The 20,486-nt window shown below is 72.1% G+C and carries 14 protein-coding genes; 3 read left to right on the forward strand and 11 right to left on the reverse strand.

Annotated features, from left to right (window positions below; genetic code table 11):
- The first annotated feature begins 35 nt into the window (after positions 1-35).
- A complete protein-coding gene (locus tag ACF1CT_RS17260; RefSeq protein WP_391784676.1) occupies positions 36-1,790 on the forward strand; it encodes a protein kinase in 1,755 nt (584 codons plus the stop codon).
- A 52-nt stretch (positions 1,791-1,842) separates the two neighbouring features.
- Here ACF1CT_RS17260 and ACF1CT_RS17265 read toward each other — a convergent pair whose 3' ends face one another.
- From ACF1CT_RS17265 to ACF1CT_RS17295, 7 genes are all read right to left on the reverse strand, one after another.
- Positions 1,843-2,472 (reverse strand): hypothetical protein, encoded by a 630-nt coding sequence (locus ACF1CT_RS17265; RefSeq protein ID WP_391784677.1) that lies wholly within the window; start codon positions 2,470-2,472, stop codon positions 1,843-1,845.
- Positions 2,469-3,203, reverse strand: a complete 735-nt coding sequence (locus tag ACF1CT_RS17270) for a hypothetical protein (protein WP_391784678.1) — start codon at positions 3,201-3,203, stop codon at positions 2,469-2,471. The genes ACF1CT_RS17265 and ACF1CT_RS17270 overlap by 4 nt, the downstream gene beginning before the upstream one ends.
- A gap of 224 nt (positions 3,204-3,427) precedes the next feature.
- Positions 3,428-4,402 (reverse strand): acetylxylan esterase, encoded by a 975-nt coding sequence (locus ACF1CT_RS17275; RefSeq protein WP_391784760.1) that lies wholly within the window; start codon positions 4,400-4,402, stop codon positions 3,428-3,430.
- A 138-nt stretch (positions 4,403-4,540) separates the two neighbouring features.
- Positions 4,541-7,336: a hypothetical protein gene (locus ACF1CT_RS17280; protein ID WP_391784679.1), complete on the reverse strand. Its 2,796-nt coding sequence runs from the start codon at positions 7,334-7,336 to the stop codon at positions 4,541-4,543.
- A 169-nt stretch (positions 7,337-7,505) separates the two neighbouring features.
- A complete protein-coding gene (locus tag ACF1CT_RS17285; protein WP_391784680.1) occupies positions 7,506-8,432 on the reverse strand; it encodes a carbohydrate ABC transporter permease in 927 nt (308 codons plus the stop codon).
- Positions 8,432-9,460, reverse strand: coding sequence for a carbohydrate ABC transporter permease (locus tag ACF1CT_RS17290; protein WP_391784681.1), 1,029 nt, complete (start codon positions 9,458-9,460; stop codon positions 8,432-8,434). Before ACF1CT_RS17290 ends, ACF1CT_RS17285 begins: the two co-directional genes overlap by 1 nt.
- A 220-nt stretch (positions 9,461-9,680) precedes the next feature.
- A complete protein-coding gene (locus ACF1CT_RS17295) occupies positions 9,681-11,060 on the reverse strand; it encodes an ABC transporter substrate-binding protein (RefSeq protein ID WP_391784682.1) in 1,380 nt (459 codons plus the stop codon).
- Positions 11,061-11,288: 228 nt separating this feature from the next.
- On the opposite strand from ACF1CT_RS17295, the gene ACF1CT_RS17300 reads away from it, so the two are divergent.
- Both ACF1CT_RS17300 and ACF1CT_RS17305 read left to right on the forward strand, forming a co-directional pair.
- Positions 11,289-13,094 carry a hypothetical protein gene (locus ACF1CT_RS17300; RefSeq protein WP_391784683.1) on the forward strand — a complete coding sequence of 602 codons (1,806 nt, stop codon included), beginning with the start codon at positions 11,289-11,291 and terminating at the stop codon, positions 13,092-13,094.
- A gap of 138 nt (positions 13,095-13,232) precedes the next feature.
- A complete protein-coding gene (locus ACF1CT_RS17305) occupies positions 13,233-15,470 on the forward strand; it encodes an FAD-dependent oxidoreductase (RefSeq protein WP_391784684.1) in 2,238 nt (745 codons plus the stop codon).
- Between the two features lie 102 nt (positions 15,471-15,572).
- Here the strand turns inward: ACF1CT_RS17305 and ACF1CT_RS17310 are convergent, their stop codons facing one another.
- From ACF1CT_RS17310 to ACF1CT_RS17325, 4 genes are all read right to left on the reverse strand, one after another.
- Positions 15,573-16,583, reverse strand: coding sequence for an alpha/beta fold hydrolase (locus ACF1CT_RS17310; protein WP_391784685.1), 1,011 nt, complete (start codon positions 16,581-16,583; stop codon positions 15,573-15,575).
- A 237-nt stretch (positions 16,584-16,820) separates the two neighbouring features.
- Positions 16,821-18,026 carry an aromatic acid exporter family protein gene (locus ACF1CT_RS17315; RefSeq protein ID WP_391784686.1) on the reverse strand — a complete coding sequence of 402 codons (1,206 nt, stop codon included), beginning with the start codon at positions 18,024-18,026 and terminating at the stop codon, positions 16,821-16,823.
- A gap of 104 nt (positions 18,027-18,130) precedes the next feature.
- A complete protein-coding gene (locus tag ACF1CT_RS17320; RefSeq protein ID WP_391784687.1) occupies positions 18,131-19,282 on the reverse strand; it encodes a glycosyltransferase in 1,152 nt (383 codons plus the stop codon).
- A 156-nt stretch (positions 19,283-19,438) separates the two neighbouring features.
- Positions 19,439-20,410: a hypothetical protein gene (locus tag ACF1CT_RS17325; protein WP_391784688.1), complete on the reverse strand. Its 972-nt coding sequence runs from the start codon at positions 20,408-20,410 to the stop codon at positions 19,439-19,441.
- Positions 20,411-20,486 lie beyond the last annotated feature (76 nt).

Raw genomic sequence — 20,486 nt, forward strand, 5'->3', positions numbered from 1 at the left:
GCACCGGCGCGGATCTGCCCCGTACCCTCTTTTCCATGAATGCTGGGGGGCCTGTGCGCCGTGTGATCGACGACCGTTTCGAGCTGGTGAACAGGCTCGGCAGCGGCGGTATGGGCATGGTGTGGCGGGCCCGCGACCTCGCGCTGCACCGCGATGTGGCGCTCAAGGAGGTCCGGCCGCCGGACCCGGCGCTCGCGGAGAACGACCCTGAGTCGGCGCGGGTGCTGCGCGAGCGGGTGCTGCGCGAGGCCCGGGCGCTGGCCCGGCTCGACCATCCGGGCGTCGTCACGGTGCACCACATCGTCGACGGCGGCGAGCACGCGTACCCGTGGATCGTGATGGAGCTGGTGCCCGGCGTGTCGCTCGCGGAGCGTCTCGCCGAGGGCACCCTGACCCCGGTGGAGGCGGCCGAGCTGGGCCGCGGGGTGCTGTCCGCGCTGCGTGCCGCCCATGCCGCCGGTATCCACCACCGCGACGTCAAGCCGGCCAACGTCCTGCTGCGGCCCGACGGCAGTCCGGTGCTCACGGACTTCGGCATCGCCGCGATCCGTGAGTCCACCAGTCTGACGGCGACCGGCTCGATCATCGGTTCGCCCGACTACATGGCGCCGGAGCGCATCCGCGGCGCGGAGGGCGAGCCGTCGTCGGACCTGTGGTCGCTCGGCATGATGCTGTACGTGGCCGTGGAGGGCCGGCATCCGCTGCGCAGGGCGACGACGCTGGCCACGCTGGCGGCCGTGCTCGACGACGAGGTCCCCCCGCCGGTGCAGGCCGGTCCGCTGGCCCCGGTCCTTACCGCGTTGCTGACCCGGGACACGGCCGCCCGGCCCGGTCCGGAGGAGCTGGACCGGATGCTGGCGGCGGTCGTCGCGGCGCCGAACGCCGCCGCGCCCGGGCCCCGTGCCTCCGCGACGCCTCAGGACGCCGTGCCGCCGCGCCCCGGACCGGCGGCTCCGCGGGACTCGGTGTCGCCCGGTCACGCGCCGGTCGGTCCGACGACGGTGCTGCCGACCGGCCCGGTCCGCCCGCGCGTCGTGATACCCGAGCCCCCGCGGCCCGCGCCGCTGACCGATCAGGAGATCCGCCGACGGGTGCGCCGCGGCCGGGCCGTCGCGATCTCGTCGGCTCTCGCGGGGACCGCTCTCACCGGCGCCCTGGTGTGGGCGCTGCTGCCCACCCCGGACACGAAGGCGTCCGGGACGGCACCGTCGGCCTCGGGTCCGCCCACCGGCGGCCCGTCGTCCGCCGCGACGCCGAAGGCCCGGGACGCGGGGGACCCGAAGGAATCGGCCGGGGCGACAGCGACGGACGGGACGACGGAGACGGACGGGGCCGCGAAGGGGAATCTGCTGACGCCGGACGGGGCGCGGACCGTCATCGCCGCGCTCAAGCCGGTGACGGGCGGCAGCCGGGTCACCTCGTTCACGCTGTACGAGGATTTCGCGCGGATCGAGGCCCCGGTCAAGAACGACAAGAACCTGTACGACGTGTACACGTACCAGGACGGCGGGGTCACCCGCGACCGTGCGGGCGGCACGCTCACGTCGAACGACAAGGCGGTGGACCTGGAGAAGTTCGACTGGGACGTCCTGCCCGCCCTGATCCGCCGGGCGGACAAGGAGCTGGGGGTGTCCAAGCCCACCACCCACTACGTGGACATCGATCCGGCCTCCCCGTTCGAGGGATACCGGCCGACGCTCAGCGTGTACGTCTCCGACGAGTACGGCGGGGCCTATCTGCGGGCCGATGTCAAGGGCAAGGTGCTCAAGCAGTACCCGCGCGGCGACTGACCGGCGCCGGTCCCGGCCCACGGGCCGCACGACGGTCCGCGCGGCGACGGCCTCAGGCGAGCACGCGCACCAGCACCAGCAGGACGGCGGCGAACACCGCGCTCGCCGCGAAGATGCGCAGGCCGGCCGGTGCCCTGCCGACTTCCCCCTTCACCACGGCGGGCGGGGTGACGCCGTTCGCGCGGGCCAGCCACTCGCGCGGCGGGTTGTCGGGAATGACGACCCGCCAGGGCTGCTCGGGGTCGTACTCGACGACTCCCCTGGTCCGTTGCAGCAGCCCCTGCACGTCGAGCGGGTGACGGACCTGCACCCGGTACGCGGGCAGCCCCTCGGGCACCACGGTCAGGTCGAAGGCGAACACCGAGTCCAGCGAACGCCCGTCGGTCATCGGGCGACCGGTCTCCTTGTTCACCGCCCTCACCCGGTGGACCACGGCGGGGGCGAAGGCACGCGGGCCGCCGGAACGCAGGCCGCGGGCGGCGACGTCCGACTGCGAGGACTCATCCACCTTGCCGAACACCACCAGGGCCAGGACACTCGTGGGCAGGCCGGTCATCAGGAGCCAACGGGGGCCGAAGACGGCTCCGTACACGAGCGCGGTGAACGCGAGCCCCGCGGCGGCGACGGACAGCAGCCCGAGCGCGGTGAAGTACCTGCGCAGGGAGGAGAGCTGCCGGTTCATACGAGGCTCAGCCCCTTTCGGCGGACGGCGACCCGGGTGCGGGCGGGGTCGTCGGGGCGGTCGGGGTCGTACACGGCGCGGACGTCACGCCGCAGCGCGAGGCGTTCCACCACGGCCGGGACCCGGTGGCGCACCCCGGCGGCGTCGTCGAACACCACCGTGACCTCTCCGTACGTGCCGCCCACCGACCGCCAGCCCTCCAGCGTCGCGTCGGCGGTGGTGTAGCGGCGGGAGAGGCGGCGCAGCCCCGCGGTGCGGCGCAGGCTCACGGCGGCGCCCCACCAGGCGGCGAGGCAACCGGCACCGGCGACCGACCAGAGGAAGGTCAGCCACGTGGAGACGGTGAACTCGCCGAACGGGAAGATGAGGAAGAAGCTGGTGGTGGACTCGCGGCCGAGCTGTCCCTCGGCCAGCGCGTCGTACCAGCCCGCGATGGTGCCGAGGGCGCTGAGCGTGATCATCGCGCCGGGTGTGGCGCGGTGCAGATAGCGGGCGGAGAGCAGACCGAGGACGATGGCCGATCCGATGCCGGCGAACGGGGCCATGGAGGCGAACTGGTCACTGGCGCAGGAGCCGGTCCCGTCGCAGGTCCACTCCACACCCGAGGCCTCGTGACTGGAGATGTACCACACCATCCACACCTGCCATGCCATCAGCAGGCAGGCGGTGGCCCGCATCACCTGCCCGTAGGCGCTCCGCCACACTGTCCGCCCCTGATCCTCGCCGGTCACGGGCCACGACGGGCCCCGGTGGACGATACACGCGCGGTCCCCCGCCTGTCCGTGATCCGTACCACCCCGACGGCACCGCGCGGGGACGGAGAAATCCCTGGTCGGCGCCTGTCGGGGTGGTGTGCCGTCCTCGTCGGGGCCGCCGTCGACCGCGGCGGCGGGCCTCCCGCCCCGGTGACGGCGCAGGACCTTCCCGTCGGGGTGTCCCGCCGGGTGGTCCGCCCTCAGCGGACCCTTCGGAGCGTCTGCGGCACCCACCGCAGCTGGGCGGCCTCCTGGAACATGGCACCGCCCTCGTGTCCGTTGAACGGGTAGACCTCGATCTCCTTCTCGCCGCCGTACGCGTTGTGCGCGGCGAAGACCGTGGAGGGCGGGCAGGTCTGGTCCTGGAGTGCCACCGAGAACAGCGCGGGCGCGGTGCCGCGGGCGGCGAAGGACACGCCGTCGAAGTAGGACAGGGTACGGAAGACGGTGTCCTCCTTGCCGCGGTGCATCTTGAGGTAACCGGCTATCTCCGCGTACGGGTTGGCGTCGGTGAAGGTGACGGCCCGGCCGAAGTGGCAGAGGAACGGCACGTCGACGGCGACGGCCGCCACGTCCGGGACCAGCGCCGCCATCGCCAGGCCGATGCCGCCGCCCTGGCTGCCGCCGAGCACGACCGTGCGGGCCGGGTCGGCGAGCGGGTGGCTGCGGGCCGTCTCCACGGCACGCACCGCGTCGGCGTGGACCCTGCGGTAGTAGTACTGCTCCGGGTCCTCGATGCCGCGGGTCATGAAGCCGGCGTGGGAGGGTCCGGAGCCGACCGGGTCGGGGGTGTCGCCGACGTTGCCGCCGCTGCCCTGGCCGCGCACGTCCATGATGAAGTGGGCGAACCCGGCCAGCGGCCACAGGCCCCAGCAGTGCGGGAGGCTGCGCCCGCCGTTGTAGCCGTGGAACTGGACGATCAGCGGCAGCGGGCCCTCGGCGTGCGCGGGCGCGCTGAACCAGCCCCTGACCGGGTGACCGCCGAAGCCCGCGAAGGTGGTGTCCCAGGTGCGCATCCCGGGCAGTCCGGTCTCGACCGGCTCGAAGGAGACCGCCGGATCGTGTGCGCGGGTCTCGGCCAGGGTCGTCGACCAGAAGGTGTCGAAGTCGTCCGGTTCGTCGATCGTCGGCCGGTAGTCGCGCAGTTCGGACAGCGGCAGGTCGAACAGGGCCATGGGGCGGTTCTCCTCGCGGTGCGTGGTGGAGCCGTGGCCGTCACCGGTGACGGCCGGGGAACGTGGAGCGGCGGGGCCGGGTGCTGTCAGGTGCACCCGGCCCCGCCCGTTCACGGGTGGGATCGTACGGTCAGTCGGTCAGTCGGTCAGTTGGACGGCGCGCAGGCCGCCCGCGCTCTTGGAGTTGTTGGCGATGGACCCGCCCCACTCGGTCCAGCCGCGGGCCCGGCCGTCGTTGTCGCTGTCGTTGACGACGAAGCCGAGCCCGATGGACGCGGTCGGCTTGCCCGCGAGGCCGAGCGAGGCCCACGGCACCGTCACCGTGTAGCGGGTGGTGGTGCCGTCACGGGTGATCCGGGCCGTGGCCCCCGGGGTCGGGCCGGCGGACTGCCCGGCCGGTGCGCGCCAGGTGTACACCTTCGGCTCGCCGCCGACGAGCGAGGCGCCGATCTCGACATACTGCTTGCTGCGGCCCGGTGCCTCGGGGGTGACGGCGAACTGGATGCTGTCGCCCTGCCACATGTTCTCGGCGGTGGTGGCGGGCTGGGCGAGGACGTTGTCGGTGATCGCGCCCTCGATCACGAGTCCGGCGTCGGTGTACTGCGGCCGGACGGTGCCCGACAGGTCGTCGGCGCCCTTGTAGCCGCCGCTGTAGTTCACCGAGCCGTCGGCGATGATGTCGATCGGGGTGGTGGTGCCGGTGCCGGACGGCTGCACGGCGCCCCATCCGTTCCAGGCGCCCACGGCGTTCCTCGCGCCGTCGGGGGTGTTGACGTAGGCGGCCGTCCAGTAGCGCTTCCACTGCTTGATGTTGCGCGCGTCCACCGTGTAGGAGGCGCTGTCCTCGGCGCCGACGCGGATCGGGCCGTCGATGGTGCCGCGGTCCAGGAAGGCGGTGCCCTCGTTGACCTGCCACTCCAGTTTGGTGAGGTCGAGCGGGCCGCGGACGCGGTTGTTGGTGACGGTGACCTTCAGGGCGGCGGCGAACGGGGCCGCCTGCTTCACCACCGGGTCGAAGAGGACCTGGGTCGGCGGCACCACTTCGGTGTCGGTGGTGATCCGGCCGAGGTTGAGCGGTCCGAGTCCGACCGTGCCGCTGACCGAGCGGGTGCCGGTCAGGTCCGAGGTGGGCAGTTCGACCGTCCGGCGGGTCACCTCGCCGGGCTTCGCGGTCACCCGGTACGTCTTCCCGGCGATCCGGAAGTCGTAGCCCACCGGCAGCAGTGTCCGGCTCCTGGTGCCGTCGACCTGGAGCACCGCGTCGACGGTCTCCTCCGTGTTGGTGCGCTGCGGCAGCCGGAGGGAGAAGACGGGGCCGGTCACGGCCTTGACCCCGCTCACCGCGCCCTTGACGTACAGGACCTTGTCGTCGATGCCGAGCTGCACCTTGCCGCCGACCGGCAGGTACGTCCTGGCGTGGCCCATCTGGTCGGTGACGGTGACCGGCCCGGAGGCGATCAGCTCCGCGGTTCCCGGGGTGGAGGCCGTCGTGTACAGGGTCCGGACGGTGTCGTTGCCGGTGCCGAAGCGGTACGAGCGGACGGCCTCGGACCCGGCGTCGTCACGGCCCGTGTAGGCGCGGCCGGCGAGCTGGCGGATCAGGACGCCCTCGGTGACGACGGACGGCTTGGGCTGCCAGGCCTTGACGTCGGCGGTGGGCCGCTTGAAGGCGCCGAAGTTGTGTTCCTTGTTGTTGGCGTCGGTGCCGTCGTTGGTGAGGTCGTACCAGTAGTAGCGGTTGACGCCCGAGGCGAACGAGAAGATCTGGGCGCGCGGCAGGTAGGCGGCCTGCGTCGCGAGGGAGACGCCGTCGTTGTGGGTGGGGTAGCCGTTCTCGGTGATCCAGAGCGGGAAGTCCTTGCCGCCGGCCGCGTCCAGGTCGGCGCGTACCTGCGGCAGTGTCGCCAGTGCCGTCTCCGGCGGGTTCGGGTAGCCGTAGTGGTGGACGCTCAGCGCGTCCATGTAGTCCAGGCCGCCGATCGCGTACAGGCGCTTGAGCCAGTCGGTCTGGAGTCCGGCCAGGCCGCCGCCGACGACGGTGGCGTCCGGGACCTTGGCGTGCACCTTGCCGAAGCTCGCCTTGAGCAGCTTGAGGTAGCAGTCTGCGGTGATGCCGCAGGTGCCGTTGTTGAAGCCGGTCGAATTGTACTCGTTGTAGATCTCGATCTCTTTGCTGGACTGCTGGTACTTCTCCACCACGGCCGCGGTGTACTTGCCGTAGGCCTCCAGCGCGGTGTCGGAGGCCGGGGTCCGGTTGCTGTCGTAGTTGGGGTTGCGGTAGCCGGAGATGGGCAGGGCGGTCAGCCCCTGCGACTTGGCGTACGGGATGTGCTGGTCGGTGGAGTAGCTGCTCCAGGCGTACTCGCCGGGGGTCTTCTCGATGGCGCTCCAGTTGATGTCGGAGCGGATGCCGTGCATGCCCATCGTCCTGACCGAGCGCAGCAGCTTCTGGTCGTCGCCGTCGTTCCACCCGTAGTGGATGCCGGTGCCGAAGCGCTCGTCCTGCTGTTCCTTGCCGGTCAGCGCGGTGAGCACACCGAAGTTGGCGGTGCGGGTGGTGGTTCCGGCGGTGGCCTGAAGTGTGTAGTAGCCGCTGCCGAGTTCCGTGGCGTCGACGGTGGCGGTGCCGCCCGAGACCGGTACGGTGCCCGAGGCGACGGTCAGGCCCTGGTCGTCGAGTGCCTTCCAGGCCACCGACGTCTGGTCGGAGGTGAGGGTGATCTTCGCCTGTCCCTGGATGAACAGCAGGTCGGGCGAGGTGACGGTGAGGGTGCCGGCCGCCTGGGCGGCCGGGGCCGTGCCGGGCAGGGGTGAGGCCGCCAGGAGGCAGCCGAGCAGGGCCGCCGCGGCGCCCCGTGCGACGAGGCGCCGGGAGCGACCCCTTACTCTGGCCGGTGCCAGGGGGCCTGGCCGGATCGTGCCGTTCTGTTCCATCGAGGCGTCCTCTCGATCGGATCGGCGCGGTGCCTTCTCGGTGGTCCCGGGCGGTGGTGTGCTCCGTCGGCTGTACCCCGGCGGAGCACACCGGTCCTGTGCCGTCGGCGTGCACCGCTGCCGCCGCCGGCCCGCGCGGACCGGGTCCGCGTCCGTGCCCGGGTGGTACTCATCCCTTGAGGCCGGTGAAGCCTCCCCCGCCGCGTACGATCTGCCGCTGGAAGATCAGGAACAGCGCGACCGGGGGCAGGATGGCGAGCAGCATCCCGGCGATGAGCAGCGACTGTTCCGCCGTTTCCGCGAGGCGCGGCAGGGCGGCGGAGATCGGCTGCTTCTCGGTGTCCGAGATGACGATCATCGGCCAGAGGAAGTCCTTCCAGGAGTTCATGACCGTCAGCAGGGTCACCACCGCGAGGATCGGGCGCGACATGGGCAGCACGATCCGGCGGAAGATGACGAACGGGCCCGCGCCGTCGACCTTGGCGGCCTCGAAGAGTTCGCGCGGGATGCCGTCGAAGAACTTCATCACGATCAGCACGGTGAAGGCGCTGGCGGCGTGCGGCAGCCAGACCCCCCATGGGCTGTTGGCGAGCGAGATACCGAGGCCCGGCAGGTCGAGCACGGTGAGGTAGAGCGCGACCAGGGAGATGGATCCGGGGATGAAGAGGGTGGCGAGCACCATCCAGCGCACGGGCGCCGCCCATCCGGGGCGCAGCACGGACAGCACGTAGCCGCCGGTGGTGGCGACGAGGAGGTGCGCGAGGACGGAGCCGGTCACCAGGACCACGGTGTTCCACAGGTACTGGCCGACCTGGAGTTCGTTCCAGGCGCGGGAGAGGTTCTCCCACTGCGCGTGGTCGGGCCACAGCGCCAGGGGGTCGCGCAGCAGTTCCTGGGTCGGTGAGACGGCTCCCTTGAAGGTCCAGTACAGCGGTGCCGCGCCGAAGGCGAGCAGCAGCAGGAGTGTGAGGCCCTGGACGGAGCGGAGCGAGACCCGTACGGAGGTCCGCCGCCGGTCGGCGGGGGAGATGAGTCCGCGCCCGCTCGCCTCGGGGCGGTTGCGGCGACGGATGCGCGGGGGTGTCGTTGCGGCCATCAGTTGCTCCAGCTCCTCGTCGCCCGCAGATAGATCGCCGAGAGCGCGCCGAGCACGAGGGCCAGCATCACGCTGAGCGCGGTCGCGGCCCCGAAGTCGCCGTTCTGGAAGGCGTAGTTGTAGATGAGCATCAGGATGGTGACGGTGGAGTCCTCCGGGCCGCCGTCCGTCATCACGAAGGGTTCGGTGAAGACCTGGAGGGTGCCGATGATCTGGAGCAGCAGCATGATCAGGACGACACCGCGCAGTGAGGGCAGGGTGATGTGCCAGACCCGGCGCCAGATGCCCGCTCCGTCGATCTCGGCGGCCTCGTAGAGTTCGGTCGGTACGGAGCCGAGCGCGGCCAGGTAGATGATCACCGTGGAGCCGAAGCCCGCCCAGGTGGCTTCCAGGACGATCGACAGCATCGCGGTGTCGGTGGACTGGAGCCAGGGGTACGGGCCGAGCCCCACCTGGGCCAGCAACTGGTTGAACAGGCCGCCGTCCGGGTCGTAGAACACCTTCCAGAGCAGGACGGAGACCACCGGCGGGATCGCCACCGGAAGGTAGGCGAGGATGCGGAACAGCGTTCCGCCGCGCCGCAGTTCGGCGATGAGCACGGCGAGGAAGAGCGGCAGCGGGAAGCCGATCACGAGGGCGAGCACCGCGAACAGCGCGGTGTTCTCGACGGCCGTCCACAGCAGCGGGTCCTCCAGCACGTGCCGGAAGTTGTCAAGGCCCACCCAGGTGGCCGGTCCGACCAGGTTGGTCTGCTCGAAGCTGAGCCGGACGCTCTGGACGATCGGCCACCAGGAGAAGTAGGCGAAGCACAACACCATGGGCAGGCCGAACAGGATGGTGGTGATCCCGCCCTGCCTGACCCAGCGGACGAGGCGTTCCGCCGGACCGCCGCGCCGCGGGGAGGCGTTGCGCGGCGGCCCCTGCGGCGTCCGGGGCGCCTCGGGTTCGTCGTCCGGACGGTGTTCGCGCGTCCGGTCCTTGCGGGTGCGGTTCCCGGCGGGCGCCGCAGGCGCGTGCGACCTGCTCATGACGTCTCCTCGCCTCTCCTCGTGCTGTGCTCGGTTCCGACGTGCCGGGCACGTCTCGGAGCCTGTCGGGTGGGCTTCGACCGGAAGGCGGACGCGGCGTGGCGCGTGCGACTCCGGTACGCCGGGACGGCCCGGTGGCGGAGCTGCCCCTCATCCCGGCAACACCGGGAACGTGCGTGCCGGGACGTGGCCGCCCGGTCGCAGGCCGCCCGACGGGCGCTCAGTGCTGCGACCGTTCCACCTGGGACTTGACCTGTGCGGCGGCCTTCCTCAGCTGCTCGGCCGGGTCCGCGTCCTTGCGGGTCAGCACCGCCTGCACGGCGCTGTCGAGGGCCTTGTACACGTTCTGTGCCTCCACCGACGGCTCGACGACGAGTTCCGACGCGTCGAGGGCCTCGCTGTACACGGCGAAGTGCTCGACCGGGACGTTGGCCTGTCCGGCGACCGCTTCCCTGACCGGACCGGCGACGGCGGGCTCGTAGAACGGCACGGTCGGCACCCCGATCACGGCGCCGTCCTTCTTCTTGGCCGCGGCGTCCTTCTCGGCGAGGGCGGGGTCGTACTTGGTGGAGAGGTAGTAGAAGTCGATGAACTTCGCGGCGGCCTCGCGCTGCTCCGGGGTGGCTCGGGGGCTGATGACGGCGATGGTGCCGCCGGCCAGGGTCCGCCTGGCGCCGCCGCCGGTGGGCATGGCGGCGAGTCCGACGGTCTTCGGGTCGCCCTTGTACTGCTGGACGTAGTGGTTGACGGTGCTCGGTCCGGCGATCGTCATGCCGATCTTCCCGGCGGAGAAGTCCTTCTCCACGTCGGTCATGTTGCGCAGTTGGTTCCTGCCCATCGAGTCGTCGGCCCAGCGCATCAGCTTGAGCGCGTCGAGGGACTTCTCGGCGCCGCTGCCGGAACGGTCGAAGGTGTTGACCCACTTTCCGCCGGACTCCTCCTGCATGGAGTCGCCGAAGGAGTAGGCCATGGCCGTGAGCATCCAGCCGCCGGTGTTCTCCTTGGTCATCTGGGCGTAGCCGGTGGCGCCGGTCTTCCCGGAGATCGCCCTGGCAGCGGCGCGGACCTCGGTCCAGGTGGTCGGCGGCCTGTCGGGGTCGAGCCCGGCCTTCTGGAACAGGTCCCGGTTGTAGAGCAGTCCGAGGGCGTACTCCTCGGTGGGGATTCCGTAGATCTTGCCGTCCAGGCCCTTCGCGGCGCCGAGTGCCACCTGGTTGAAGGCCTCACTGTGCTTCAGCTTCTTGAAGTCCTCGGTGAGATCGGCGATCTGCCGGCGCTTGATCAGGCCCGACATCTCGGTCAGCGGCACCCGGACGATCGTCTCCAGGCTGCCGCCGCCGACCTTGGTCTGGAAGCTCTGCTGGTCGTACTGGTACTCGTTCGTCCTGATCTTGATCTTGGGGTTGGCCTTCTCGAACTCCGCCACCCGCGCTTCGAACGTCTTGACGGAGGCCGCGTCGGTGGCCGGCGGGCGCCCGGAGACGGTGATGGTCACCGTGCCGTCGGCGGTATCGCTTCCGGAGCCGGAACACGAGGCGAGCGCACAGACGAGCGCACCCGCGGTGACGCCCGTCATTCCGATGCGCAGGGAGGGTCTCATCGGGGACTCCATTCAGGACAGACCGGAACTGGCCGGAAAGCGTTTTCCAGCCGGGGTCACCTTGCACCGCGCGATATCGCCGCGTCAATGGGTGAGAGGAGGACTTCTCGCCGAGTGTTCAGCGCTTGCCCCTTGCCGGGCGGTGGACCTCGGCTTAGCCTCTGGAAAACGTTTCCCAAGCGTTTCCGGAGATCGTCGAACGGACGATCGCGAGCTGGAGGACATCCCGTGCACCCTGCCTGGTCGGCCGCCGAGTACGACCGCGCCCTGCTGCGAGCGACCCTTTCCGAGGGTGATCGCCGCTGGGACCCCGAGGCGAACCTGTTGCAGGTCGAAGCCCCCTACAACCCCATCCACACCCACATCAAGGGCGGTCTCGCGCACCCCACCCGCAACTCCCTTCAGTACGCGCTGCTCCTGCTGGAGCGGGACGCGGAGGGCGACGCCGAGCGCGCCCACGCCGCGATCCTGCGGGTCGCGGAGCTCCAGGACCGGTCCGAGGAGAGCCCGACCTACGGCATCTGGGGCTACTACGCCGAGGAGCCCGCCTCGCGGATGGATCCGCCGGACTGGAACTGGGCCGACTTCCTCGGCATCCACATGCTGCTGATCCACGCCCGCCACGGCGACCGGCTGCCGCCGCCCGTGCTGGACGAACTGCGCGCGTCGGTGCGGCACGCGGCGGCGTCGATCGTCCGCCGGAACGTCCCCATGTCGTACACCAACGTCGCCGTGATGGGCACGTTCGTCGCGCTCGCCGCCGGAAGGCTCCTTGACGACGAGGCGCTGTTCGCGTACGGCAGGGACCGCATGACGCGGCTGTGCGAGGCGATCGACGTCACCGGAAGCTTCACCGAGTTCAACAGCCCGTCCTACTGGGGTGTCGTGCTCCAGACCCTGACGCTGATCCGGGAGCACGTGTCCGACGCGCGGGTGCTGGAACTCAACGACCGGCTGCACGACCGGCTCTGGCTGCACTTCCTGGCCCGCTGGCACCCGCCCACCCGCCAGCTCTCCGGCCCGATGGCCCGCTGCTACAGCAACGACCTGGGGGTGCCGCCGTTCCTGGTGAAGGCGGTGCGCGGGGCGCTGGGCACGCCGGAGATCGGCCCGGTCGGCGGGGAGATGTCGGTCGGGGTGCACGCCTGTGTCGACTACCGCATGCCCCCGTGGGCGGCGGCACGGCTGGCGGCCCTGGAGGGCGAGCACGAGCACCGGGAGCTCTTCGCCGAGTCGCCCCACCCGGAGACCGGGACGACCTGGCTGGACGCGGTCACCACGCTGGGCAGCGTCAATCACCAGGACACCTGGCTGCAGCGGCGGGCCCTGTTCGGTCACTGGGTCAGGCCCGACGGCTCCCCCGGGCATCTGCACGTCCATCTGGTGAAGGACGACGGCGCGGAGGACTTCGACTTCGCTTCGGGTGTCCTGTCGACCGTGCAGAGCGGTCCGCATGTGGCCTGGCTGGCGGGGTTCGCCTGCCCGGCGGGCGACCGGCACCACCACCTGGACATGATCGAGCCGGGCGACCGGTTCCGGGCCCGGTCGCTGCGACTCGTGGTGGACGTGATCGGCGCGCCGTCGGTGCCGAAGGCGATCGAGCTGGAGGGCGGCGTCGAACTCGACCTGGGAACGGTGCGGTTGGACCTCCGACTGGCCGGGGGCACCTTCGGCGGTCGCGCCCCCTCGGTCCGGCTGGTGCCGCACGAGGGCGGGGCCCGGCTCGAAATCGTCCTCTTCGAGAGCCCGGTCCCGGCCGAACTGGACTGGGCGGCGGTGGGCGACGCCTTCGCCGCGGGTTCGCTGTCCCTGGTGCCGTCCGGCACGGAACACGGCCGGGAGCCGGGCCCCGAGGTGGTCACGGCAGGCGATCACGCCGAGGTGCGCTGGACGACTCCGCGCGGGAACCGGCTCACGGTGCGCGGCGGCCGGTCGGTGGTGTCCCGCGAGGAGCACGCCGCGCTGTACTCGGCGACGCTGGACGGGGCGGCGCCGCCCTCGCCGCGTCTGTCGGATTCGAGGCTGGTGCCGTGAGCGAGCTCGTTCCCCAAGACCGGTTCCGCGCCGGAGCCCCGTGCCCGTCCGCGGATCCGTGTCCGGTCGCAGATCCGTGCCCGTCCGGCCGCGCGACGGTCCGCGGGCGCGCCCGTCCGGGAGGGGGCCCGACACGTCATGCGTGAGGAAACCGTCACGAGCGACGTCACCGTCATCGGCGGGGGGCTCGCCGGCGTCTGTGCCGCCATCGCCGCCGCCCGGCTGGGCCGACGGGTCTCCCTCGTCCACAACCGTCCGGTGCCGGGCGGGAATTCGAGCAGCGAGGTACGGGTGTGGGTGTGCGGGGCGACCGCGCACGGCACCCAGCGATGGGCCCGGGAGACGGGCATCATGGGCGAGCTGTACCTGGAGAACCAGTACCGCAATCCGGAAGGCAACCCATACTACTGGGACCAGGTGGTGCTGGACGCGCTGCTCGCCGAACCGAACCTGACGCTGTTCCTCAACACGGACGTGCGCGAGGTGGCCGCCGAAGGACCCGCCGAGGAGCGCACGATCACCTCGGTCACCGGCTGGACGATGGGGTCGGAACGGCTGATCACCTTCACCGGCCCGGTCTTCCTGGACTGCACGGGCGACGGCCTGGTCGGCCATCTCGCGGGCGCCGACCACCGGATCGGCCGGGAGTCCCGCGCCGAATTCGGCGAGACCTGGGCGCCGAAGACGCCCGACCGGGAACTCCTCGGTTCCACGATCCTCTTCTACACGAAGGACGCCGGGCACCCGGTGAAGTACGTGGCGCCGTCGTTCGCCAGGAACGTCCTCGACACCCCGATCCCCGAACACCGGCTGATCCGCACCGGTGACAACGGCTGCGACTACTGGTGGATCGAGTGGGGCGGCGAACTCGACGTCGTCCACGACAACGAACGCATCCGCGACGAGCTGTGGGCCGTGATCCACGGCATCTGGGACCACATCAAGAACTCGGGGAAGTTCGACGCCGACCGGCTGACCCTGGAGTGGGTCGGGTCCGTGCCCGGCAAGCGCGAGTACCGGCGCTTTCTCGGTGACCACGTGCTGACCCAGACCGACATCATGGGGCAGGAGCCCTTCGGCGACCGGGTCGCGTTCGGCGGCTGGTCGATCGACCTGCACCCCGTGGAGGGCATGTACGCGACCCGTCCGGGCGCCCACCAGACGTACTCCGACGGCGTGTACCACATTCCGTTCCGCAGCCTCTACTCACGCAATGTCCGCAATCTCCTCTTCGCGGGCCGCAACATCTCCGCGACCCACATCGCCTTCGGCACGACCCGGGTAATGGCGACCTGCGCGACGATCGGCGAGGCGGCGGGCACCGGTGCCGCGCTGTGCGTGCGGGACGGGGTCACCCCGCGTGAACTGGCGGCGGACCGGCGTCTGCAGCAGACCCTGATCCTCCAGGACGCCTCGCTGATCGGGGTGCGCAACACCGACCCCGACGACCTGGCGCGAGCCGCCCGGGTGAGCGCGTCGAGCACCCTGGCCGAGCTGGCCGTCGAACCGGGCCCCGGTACCGAGAGCGTTCCGCTCGACAGCGATCTGGGGGTCGTCCTGCCGGTGGATCCGTGCCTGGACGGCTTCGAGCTGCTCGTCGACGCCGAGACGGCGACGGCGCTGCGGGTGGAGCTGTGGGACACGGTGCGGGGCGAGAACGCCGTGCCGGTACGCCTGCTGGACACCCGCACGGTCGACGTCACGGCCGGGAAGCTGCAGTGGATCGAGGTGCCCCTCGCCTGGCGCCCCGAGGAGCCGCGGAACGCCGTCGTCGTGGTGCGGGCGGCCGAGGGGGTCGCTCTGCACCTCGCCGACGAGCGGCGCACGGGCGTGCTCGCCCTGGCCCGCGACCCGCGCGAAGAAAGCGAGTCCGACGACGGCCTCCCCGGTATCGAAAGGCAGTTGGTGACCGAATGGGCGGCGCGCGGGCTGCGGCGGCGCAGCTTCTGCTTCCGGGCGGGCGCCACCGACGCGTACCGGCCGGGGAAGGCCGTCGGCGGTTTCCAACGCCCTTACGGCGGCCCCCAGCTGTGGCAGGCCGAACACGAGGGGCCCGGCTGGCTGCGGCTCGACTGGGACTCCCCCGTCGAGATCGGCACCGTGCGGCTGGTGTTCGACGACGACGTCGACGAGTACCTCAACAACCTGCACCTGCACCGCACCCCGTTCGAGATCATGCCGGAGCTGGTGCGCGACTACCACGTCGAGGTACTGGAGGACGGCCGCTGGCACCGGGTCGCCGAGGAGACGGGCAATCGCCGGCGCCACCGCGTCCATCGTTTCGGGCCGCGGACCGTCTCCGCCCTGCGGGTGGGGGTGGACGCGACGAACGGCGCGCGGCATCCGCGGATCGTGGCGGTGCGCGCCCATTCCTGAGCCGGGCGGCCACCCTGCGACGTCCGTTCCACGGATACGGCCCGGTCCCGGTCCCGGGGCCGGGCCGTGTCCGGCCGGGTGCGTGAACCGGGCCGGTGCGGGTCAGAGCAGCCGGCCGGTTCCGCTTCCGGTGATGCGCCGTCGCTGGGCCGCGGCGAGGATTCCCGCGCCGGTCAGGACGGTGAGCACCGCGAGGCCTCCGAGGCCTGCCAGGATGAGGGTGCTGATGCCGGTCGAGGCCATCGACGACGTGTCGGACGTCCCGCCCCCGGCGGCCTGCCGGACGAGGTCGGCGACCGCGTCGGGGTGCGCTGCCGGTACGGCGTGCGAGGAGTCGATCTCGACGGTGTGCGACTTGGCGCGCTTCGCCTCGAAGCGTTCCAGGTCCGGGGCTATCGCCTTGTCCCGGGTGGCGACCAGCGCCCAGGACGGGATGGTCCGCCAGGCCGCCGCGGTCGCCCGGTCCATGAACGCGGCGCCTCCGAGGGGCCGTTGGGCTGCTGCCGTCGGTGCGTCGGCACCCGCCGGAAGGTCTGCCGCGAAGACCTCGCGGAACCGTTCGGGACGGATGTACAGGTCGGTTCCCTCGGTGCCGTCGGCGTTCTTGACCGGCATCGGCTTCAGGGCCGCGTTCAGTTCGGCACCGGTGAACCGCGTCCCCAGGTCGCTGAGCGACTCCCCCTTGTCGGGCATGAACGCCGACACGAACGCCAGGGCCTTCACCCGGGGGTTCGCCGCGGCGGCGTTGCTGATCACCGCGCCGCCGTAGGAGTGGCCGGCCAGCACGATCGGCCCCTTGACGCCCTTCAGCACCGCGGCCAGGTGCGCGGAGTCCGCGGCGAGCCCGCGCAACGGGTTGTCCGGGGTCATGACCTCGTAGCCGTCGCCCCGGAGACGTTCCGCCACCGCCTTCCAGCCGGAGGCGTCGGCGAACGCGCCGTGCACCAGCACCACGGTGGGCCGGGTGACGGCCGGATCGGCGTCGGCGTCGGTGTCGGCCGCGGCGGGGGCAGCGGCCGCGGCGAGCGCGGCGGCGGTGACCGCGGCGGCGACGGTCCGCGCGCGGCGCCCGGCTATCCGTGTCCGCGGGGCGGGGAGGGGTGAGGAGGGCATGCTGGTCTCTCTTCGTCGGGGGCGGTGGATGGGCCCGGGCCGTGTCGTCGAACCGCCGGCTGCCGTTCGACGGCACGGCCCCCAGCGTTCCCGGGCACCGGCCGGGTCGGCGCGGCACGGGGAGCAGCGGAGTGAAAGGGGACGACCGTCCGGGTGAGCGCTGGTGACGGTGAGTGACGGATTCGGTGGTGTGCGCGTTCTCGCCCCGGTCCGTGCCGGGGACACGGCGGCGTCGTCTCAGTCCCGGTCGCCCCGCAGTCTCCGGGACACGGCGCGCAGCCAGGGGTGGCGTTCGTGCAGCTGGGCCGAGCGCCGGTCGAGTTCCCTGCCGAGCCGTTCGGTGCGCTTGTCGATGTCCAGTTCGTCCAGGATCCGGTCGATCTCGGCGAGCAGGGCTCCGTGCAGTTGCCACTGCCGGGGGTGCTCCTGGACGTTCTCCAGGAGCTGGTCGGCCACCCGGTCCCGGGTCGCCCGCCCGACGGCGAGCGCGCGGGCCAGGCGGTCCTCCGCCTCCTCGGCGTTCTCCGCGAGGGGGGTGGTGATCAGGGCCGAGAACGCCTCGACGGCGTCGGCCATCTGTCCGAACAGCTCCCGCAGGGAGTCGGCGACGTCGGCGGGGAACAGCGCCTCGTCGGTCCGGGCCTTGGCCAGGTCGGTCAGGGTGCGCGCGAGCACCCGCAGCACCACCGCGCAGATCTCCAGGGTGTCCAGACCGGTGCGGAGCACGACCCGGTAGAGCAGTCCCTGCCGGACGCGCGGGTTGAGCGTGAGTCCTTCCTCGGCCTGCCGCAGGGAGGCGTCGACCTCGACGATGTCGTGGTCCAGCCGTCGGGCCTCGTGCAGGCGGTCGGCCGCCCGGGGGACGGAGACGCGGCCGTGCACGTCCTCGCCGATGGCGCGGAACATCGTCCCCATCGACCGGGCCAGGCTGTCGATGGAGGCGCCCGCGGTCTGCGCCCACACGGGCGGCGCGAGGAGCAGGTTGAACAGCAGTCCCACACCCGCGCCGATCAGGGTCTCCAGTACCCGGTCCAGCGCCGTGGAGGTGACCTGGGTGACGCCGAGGACGAGCATGGCGCTGATCGCCACCTCGGGCACGAACTCGTCGACGCGCACCAGTCGCCCGATGATCAGCGAGACGAAGATCGTCAGTCCGAGGCTCCACCAGTTGAGGCCGACCAGGGAGCTGAACGCGCTGGCGATGACCACTCCGACGACGACCGAGTTCACCCGGCGGATCCCGGTGGTGAGGGTGGCGTAGAGGGTGACCTGGACGACGAGGAGCGCGGTGAGCGGCGCCGTGAGGGGGGCGGGGTGGGGAAGGGTCCACACCGCCACGACGTAGGCGATGACGGCTGCCGCCGTGGAGCGCAGGGTCTGTGCCCCGACGGGCTCGGTGGTACGCCGGACGAGGTTGATCACGGGCTCGGATACTGCTGGCACCCTCTTCCCATGCCCGCTGGTGCGTCGCGGCAGTGCCCGCGTGCCGCAACCCCCACCGTACGGACGTGCCGGGTCCCGGCGGGGTGGGGCCCGGCACGTCCGGTTCAGGTGGTGGGATCGAGGGTGGCGATCGTCTCCGCGCAGTCGGCGGCGGACCGCATCTCGGCGGCGAGGTGCCCGGCCCGCGCCCGGTACGACGCGTCCTTGAGCAGCAGTTCGACGGCGGACCGGATGTCGCGGACGTCATCGGTGCCGAGCACCGCGGCCTCGTCGGCCGGGGCTCCGGTCGGGGTGACGGCGAGCCCCGCGCCCGCCGCGGCCACCAGCCGCGCGTTGACCGGCTGGTCGGCGAAGAGGGGGACGCAGACAAGGGGGACGCCGGCCGCCAGGGCGCCGAACACCGTTCCCGACCCGCCGTGGCAGACCACGAGGGAGGCGCTGCGCAGGACGTCGTCCTGCGGTACCCAGGACTCCACCCGGACGTTGCGCGGAATCGGTCCCAGGGCCGCCGCGTCGGTGCCGTGTCCCACCGTGAGCAGGACGCGCACCGGCAGTCCGCGCACGGCGTCCAGCAGGGCCCGGTAGAGTTCGGCGGCCGTCGGCAGGGTGCCCGCCTCGGTGCCGAGGGTGGCGTAGACCAGCGGTTCCTCGCCGTCGTCCCACCGGTCCGACGGGGAGCCGGGTCGCGCGGGCTCGCGGTAGCGATGGGTCTCGGTGTACGGCGAGGGGTCCAGGGAGGCCGGCAGGCGCGTGAGGTACGGGGACGTCCGGAGCCGGTCCGCGAGGCCGCGGCCGTGGGGCTCGAACACGGCCTCCAGTTGTGCCTCGGTGAAGTCCGTGAATCCCGCGGCCGAGATCGCGACCCGGGCGTGCGGGATTCCGTGGCGTTCGGCGGCGACCACCGAGGCGAACTCGCAGGCCTCGTGCAGCACGAGGTCGGGACGCCAGGTGCGGCACGCCTCGTCGAGCTCCGGCAGCATCGCGTCCAGGAGCAGCCCGCCGAACACCTCCCGGATCATCAGGCGGACGCCGTCGTCCGGGGGCAGGCTCAGCACCCTGGCCAGGGTCGCGGACAGTTCGTCGTCCGGCGGCTTCGCCCCGATGCGGTACGGCTGCTGACGGGACGCCAGCAGTGGTTCGAGGGCGGGCGGGGCGACGACGAGGACGTCGTCGCCCCGTGCGGTGCACAGGTCGATGAGGGGGACGAGGGGCTGGAAGTGGCCCGATCCGCGGGTCGAGGCGAAGAGTACGCGCATGGTCCGAGCCTACGAGCGGGTCGGGTGCGGGCCTCGTCATCGGACCGTCCGTCACTCCTGGGGTGCCGGTCCCGCACACGGGTCCGGTACGGCCGGGGCGGGACGGTGAGTGCCGCGCCGGGCGCGGGAGGGGGCGCCCGGGCCGCGCCGGCGGTGTCAGCCGGCGAACCCCACGTGCACGTGGTCGTGGTGGGTGTCGTCGGTGAAGAACTGGTTGGGAGTGGCGCCTCCGGAGGGCCGCAACGGCCCGCCGACGTTGTACGAACCGGCCGCCGCCGCGTCCCGCATGAACGACTCGATCAGCCTGCGCGAGGTCGCCCGGTCGACGACCGGGTGCCCGTCGATCCGCCACACGTCGAAGGCCCGGCCCGGCGGGTGATCGCTGAGCCTGTCGGTGCCGAACACGTACAGCGGGTGCCCGGAGCTGAACACGGTGACGTCGATCCGGTACGTGCCCGCCAGCTCCAGCAGGGTGTGCAGCGCGGCCGGACGGATGTGCCCGCTGCGGATGTCCGCCGCCGCCGCGGGAGGCAGCCCGATCCGCGCGTGGTCGAGCACCTGCCGCGCCGTCGGGGGGATGTGGGCCGCGGCGGGGCCCGGGCGGCCGGGACGGAGTCCGGTGACGTCCCAGCGGGGCCGCGCCCGGTCGAGCAGGACCTCGACGGTGGTGCCGCCGTCATGACCGGGCGTCCACTGCCGGTACGCCACCATCACGCTGGCCCGGTCCGCCAGGATCCCGCCGTACTGGGCTTCGATCACCTGGAGCGCGGCCTCGGGCGCGGCGGGCCGCATCGGGCCCGCCCGGTCCAGCAGCGAGGGAGCGGCGCCGAGCGCGGCCAGCCGCCGTTTCGCCGCGTCGGCGCCACCCTGTCCGGCGGGCCAGGCTCCGATCGCCTCCACCACCTGGACGGCGCGCAGCTTCACGTCGGGGTCGACGTCGTCGCGGTTCGGGCGCCAGGCGGTGGTCGCGGGGAGCGACGCGTGCGGGGACGCGGATGCCGGGGCGTGCGGGGACGCGGATGCCGAGGGCTCCGACGACGTTCGGGAGGCGGCGGTGCAGCCCGCGGCGCCGGCGAGCAGCGGGCCGGCCGACAGCAGCAGGGCTCGGCGGTCGAGAGGTCGTGGCATGCGGTGCCCCGTTCCCGTACCGGTTCCGGCCGCGCGGCACGGACCCGTACAGATTTCGATGGTCAGGCATGAATGG

The organism is Streptomyces sp. NPDC014734, from assembly GCF_043083325.1.
Classification (GTDB): Bacteria; Actinomycetota; Actinomycetes; order Streptomycetales; family Streptomycetaceae; genus Streptomyces.

Excerpts from the sequence above, each read along its gene's own strand:
- ACF1CT_RS17260 (WP_391784676.1), top strand. The coding sequence starts at position 36 with ATGAATGCTGGGGGGCCTGTGCGCCGTGTGATCGACGACCGTTTCGAG.
- ACF1CT_RS17265 (WP_391784677.1), bottom strand. The coding sequence starts at position 2,472 with ATGAACCGGCAGCTCTCCTCCCTGCGCAGGTACTTCACCGCGCTCGGG.
- ACF1CT_RS17275 (WP_391784760.1), bottom strand. The coding sequence starts at position 4,402 with ATGGCCCTGTTCGACCTGCCGCTGTCCGAACTGCGCGACTACCGGCCG.
- ACF1CT_RS17280 (WP_391784679.1), bottom strand. The coding sequence starts at position 7,336 with ATGGAACAGAACGGCACGATCCGGCCAGGCCCCCTGGCACCGGCCAGA.
- ACF1CT_RS17285 (WP_391784680.1), bottom strand. The coding sequence starts at position 8,432 with ATGGCCGCAACGACACCCCCGCGCATCCGTCGCCGCAACCGCCCCGAG.
- ACF1CT_RS17290 (WP_391784681.1), bottom strand. The coding sequence starts at position 9,460 with ATGAGCAGGTCGCACGCGCCTGCGGCGCCCGCCGGGAACCGCACCCGC.
- ACF1CT_RS17295 (WP_391784682.1), bottom strand. The coding sequence starts at position 11,060 with ATGAGACCCTCCCTGCGCATCGGAATGACGGGCGTCACCGCGGGTGCG.
- ACF1CT_RS17305 (WP_391784684.1), top strand. The coding sequence starts at position 13,233 with ATGCGTGAGGAAACCGTCACGAGCGACGTCACCGTCATCGGCGGGGGG.
- ACF1CT_RS17310 (WP_391784685.1), bottom strand. The coding sequence starts at position 16,583 with ATGCCCTCCTCACCCCTCCCCGCCCCGCGGACACGGATAGCCGGGCGC.
- ACF1CT_RS17320 (WP_391784687.1), bottom strand. The coding sequence starts at position 19,282 with ATGCGCGTACTCTTCGCCTCGACCCGCGGATCGGGCCACTTCCAGCCC.
- ACF1CT_RS17325 (WP_391784688.1), bottom strand. The coding sequence starts at position 20,410 with ATGCCACGACCTCTCGACCGCCGAGCCCTGCTGCTGTCGGCCGGCCCG.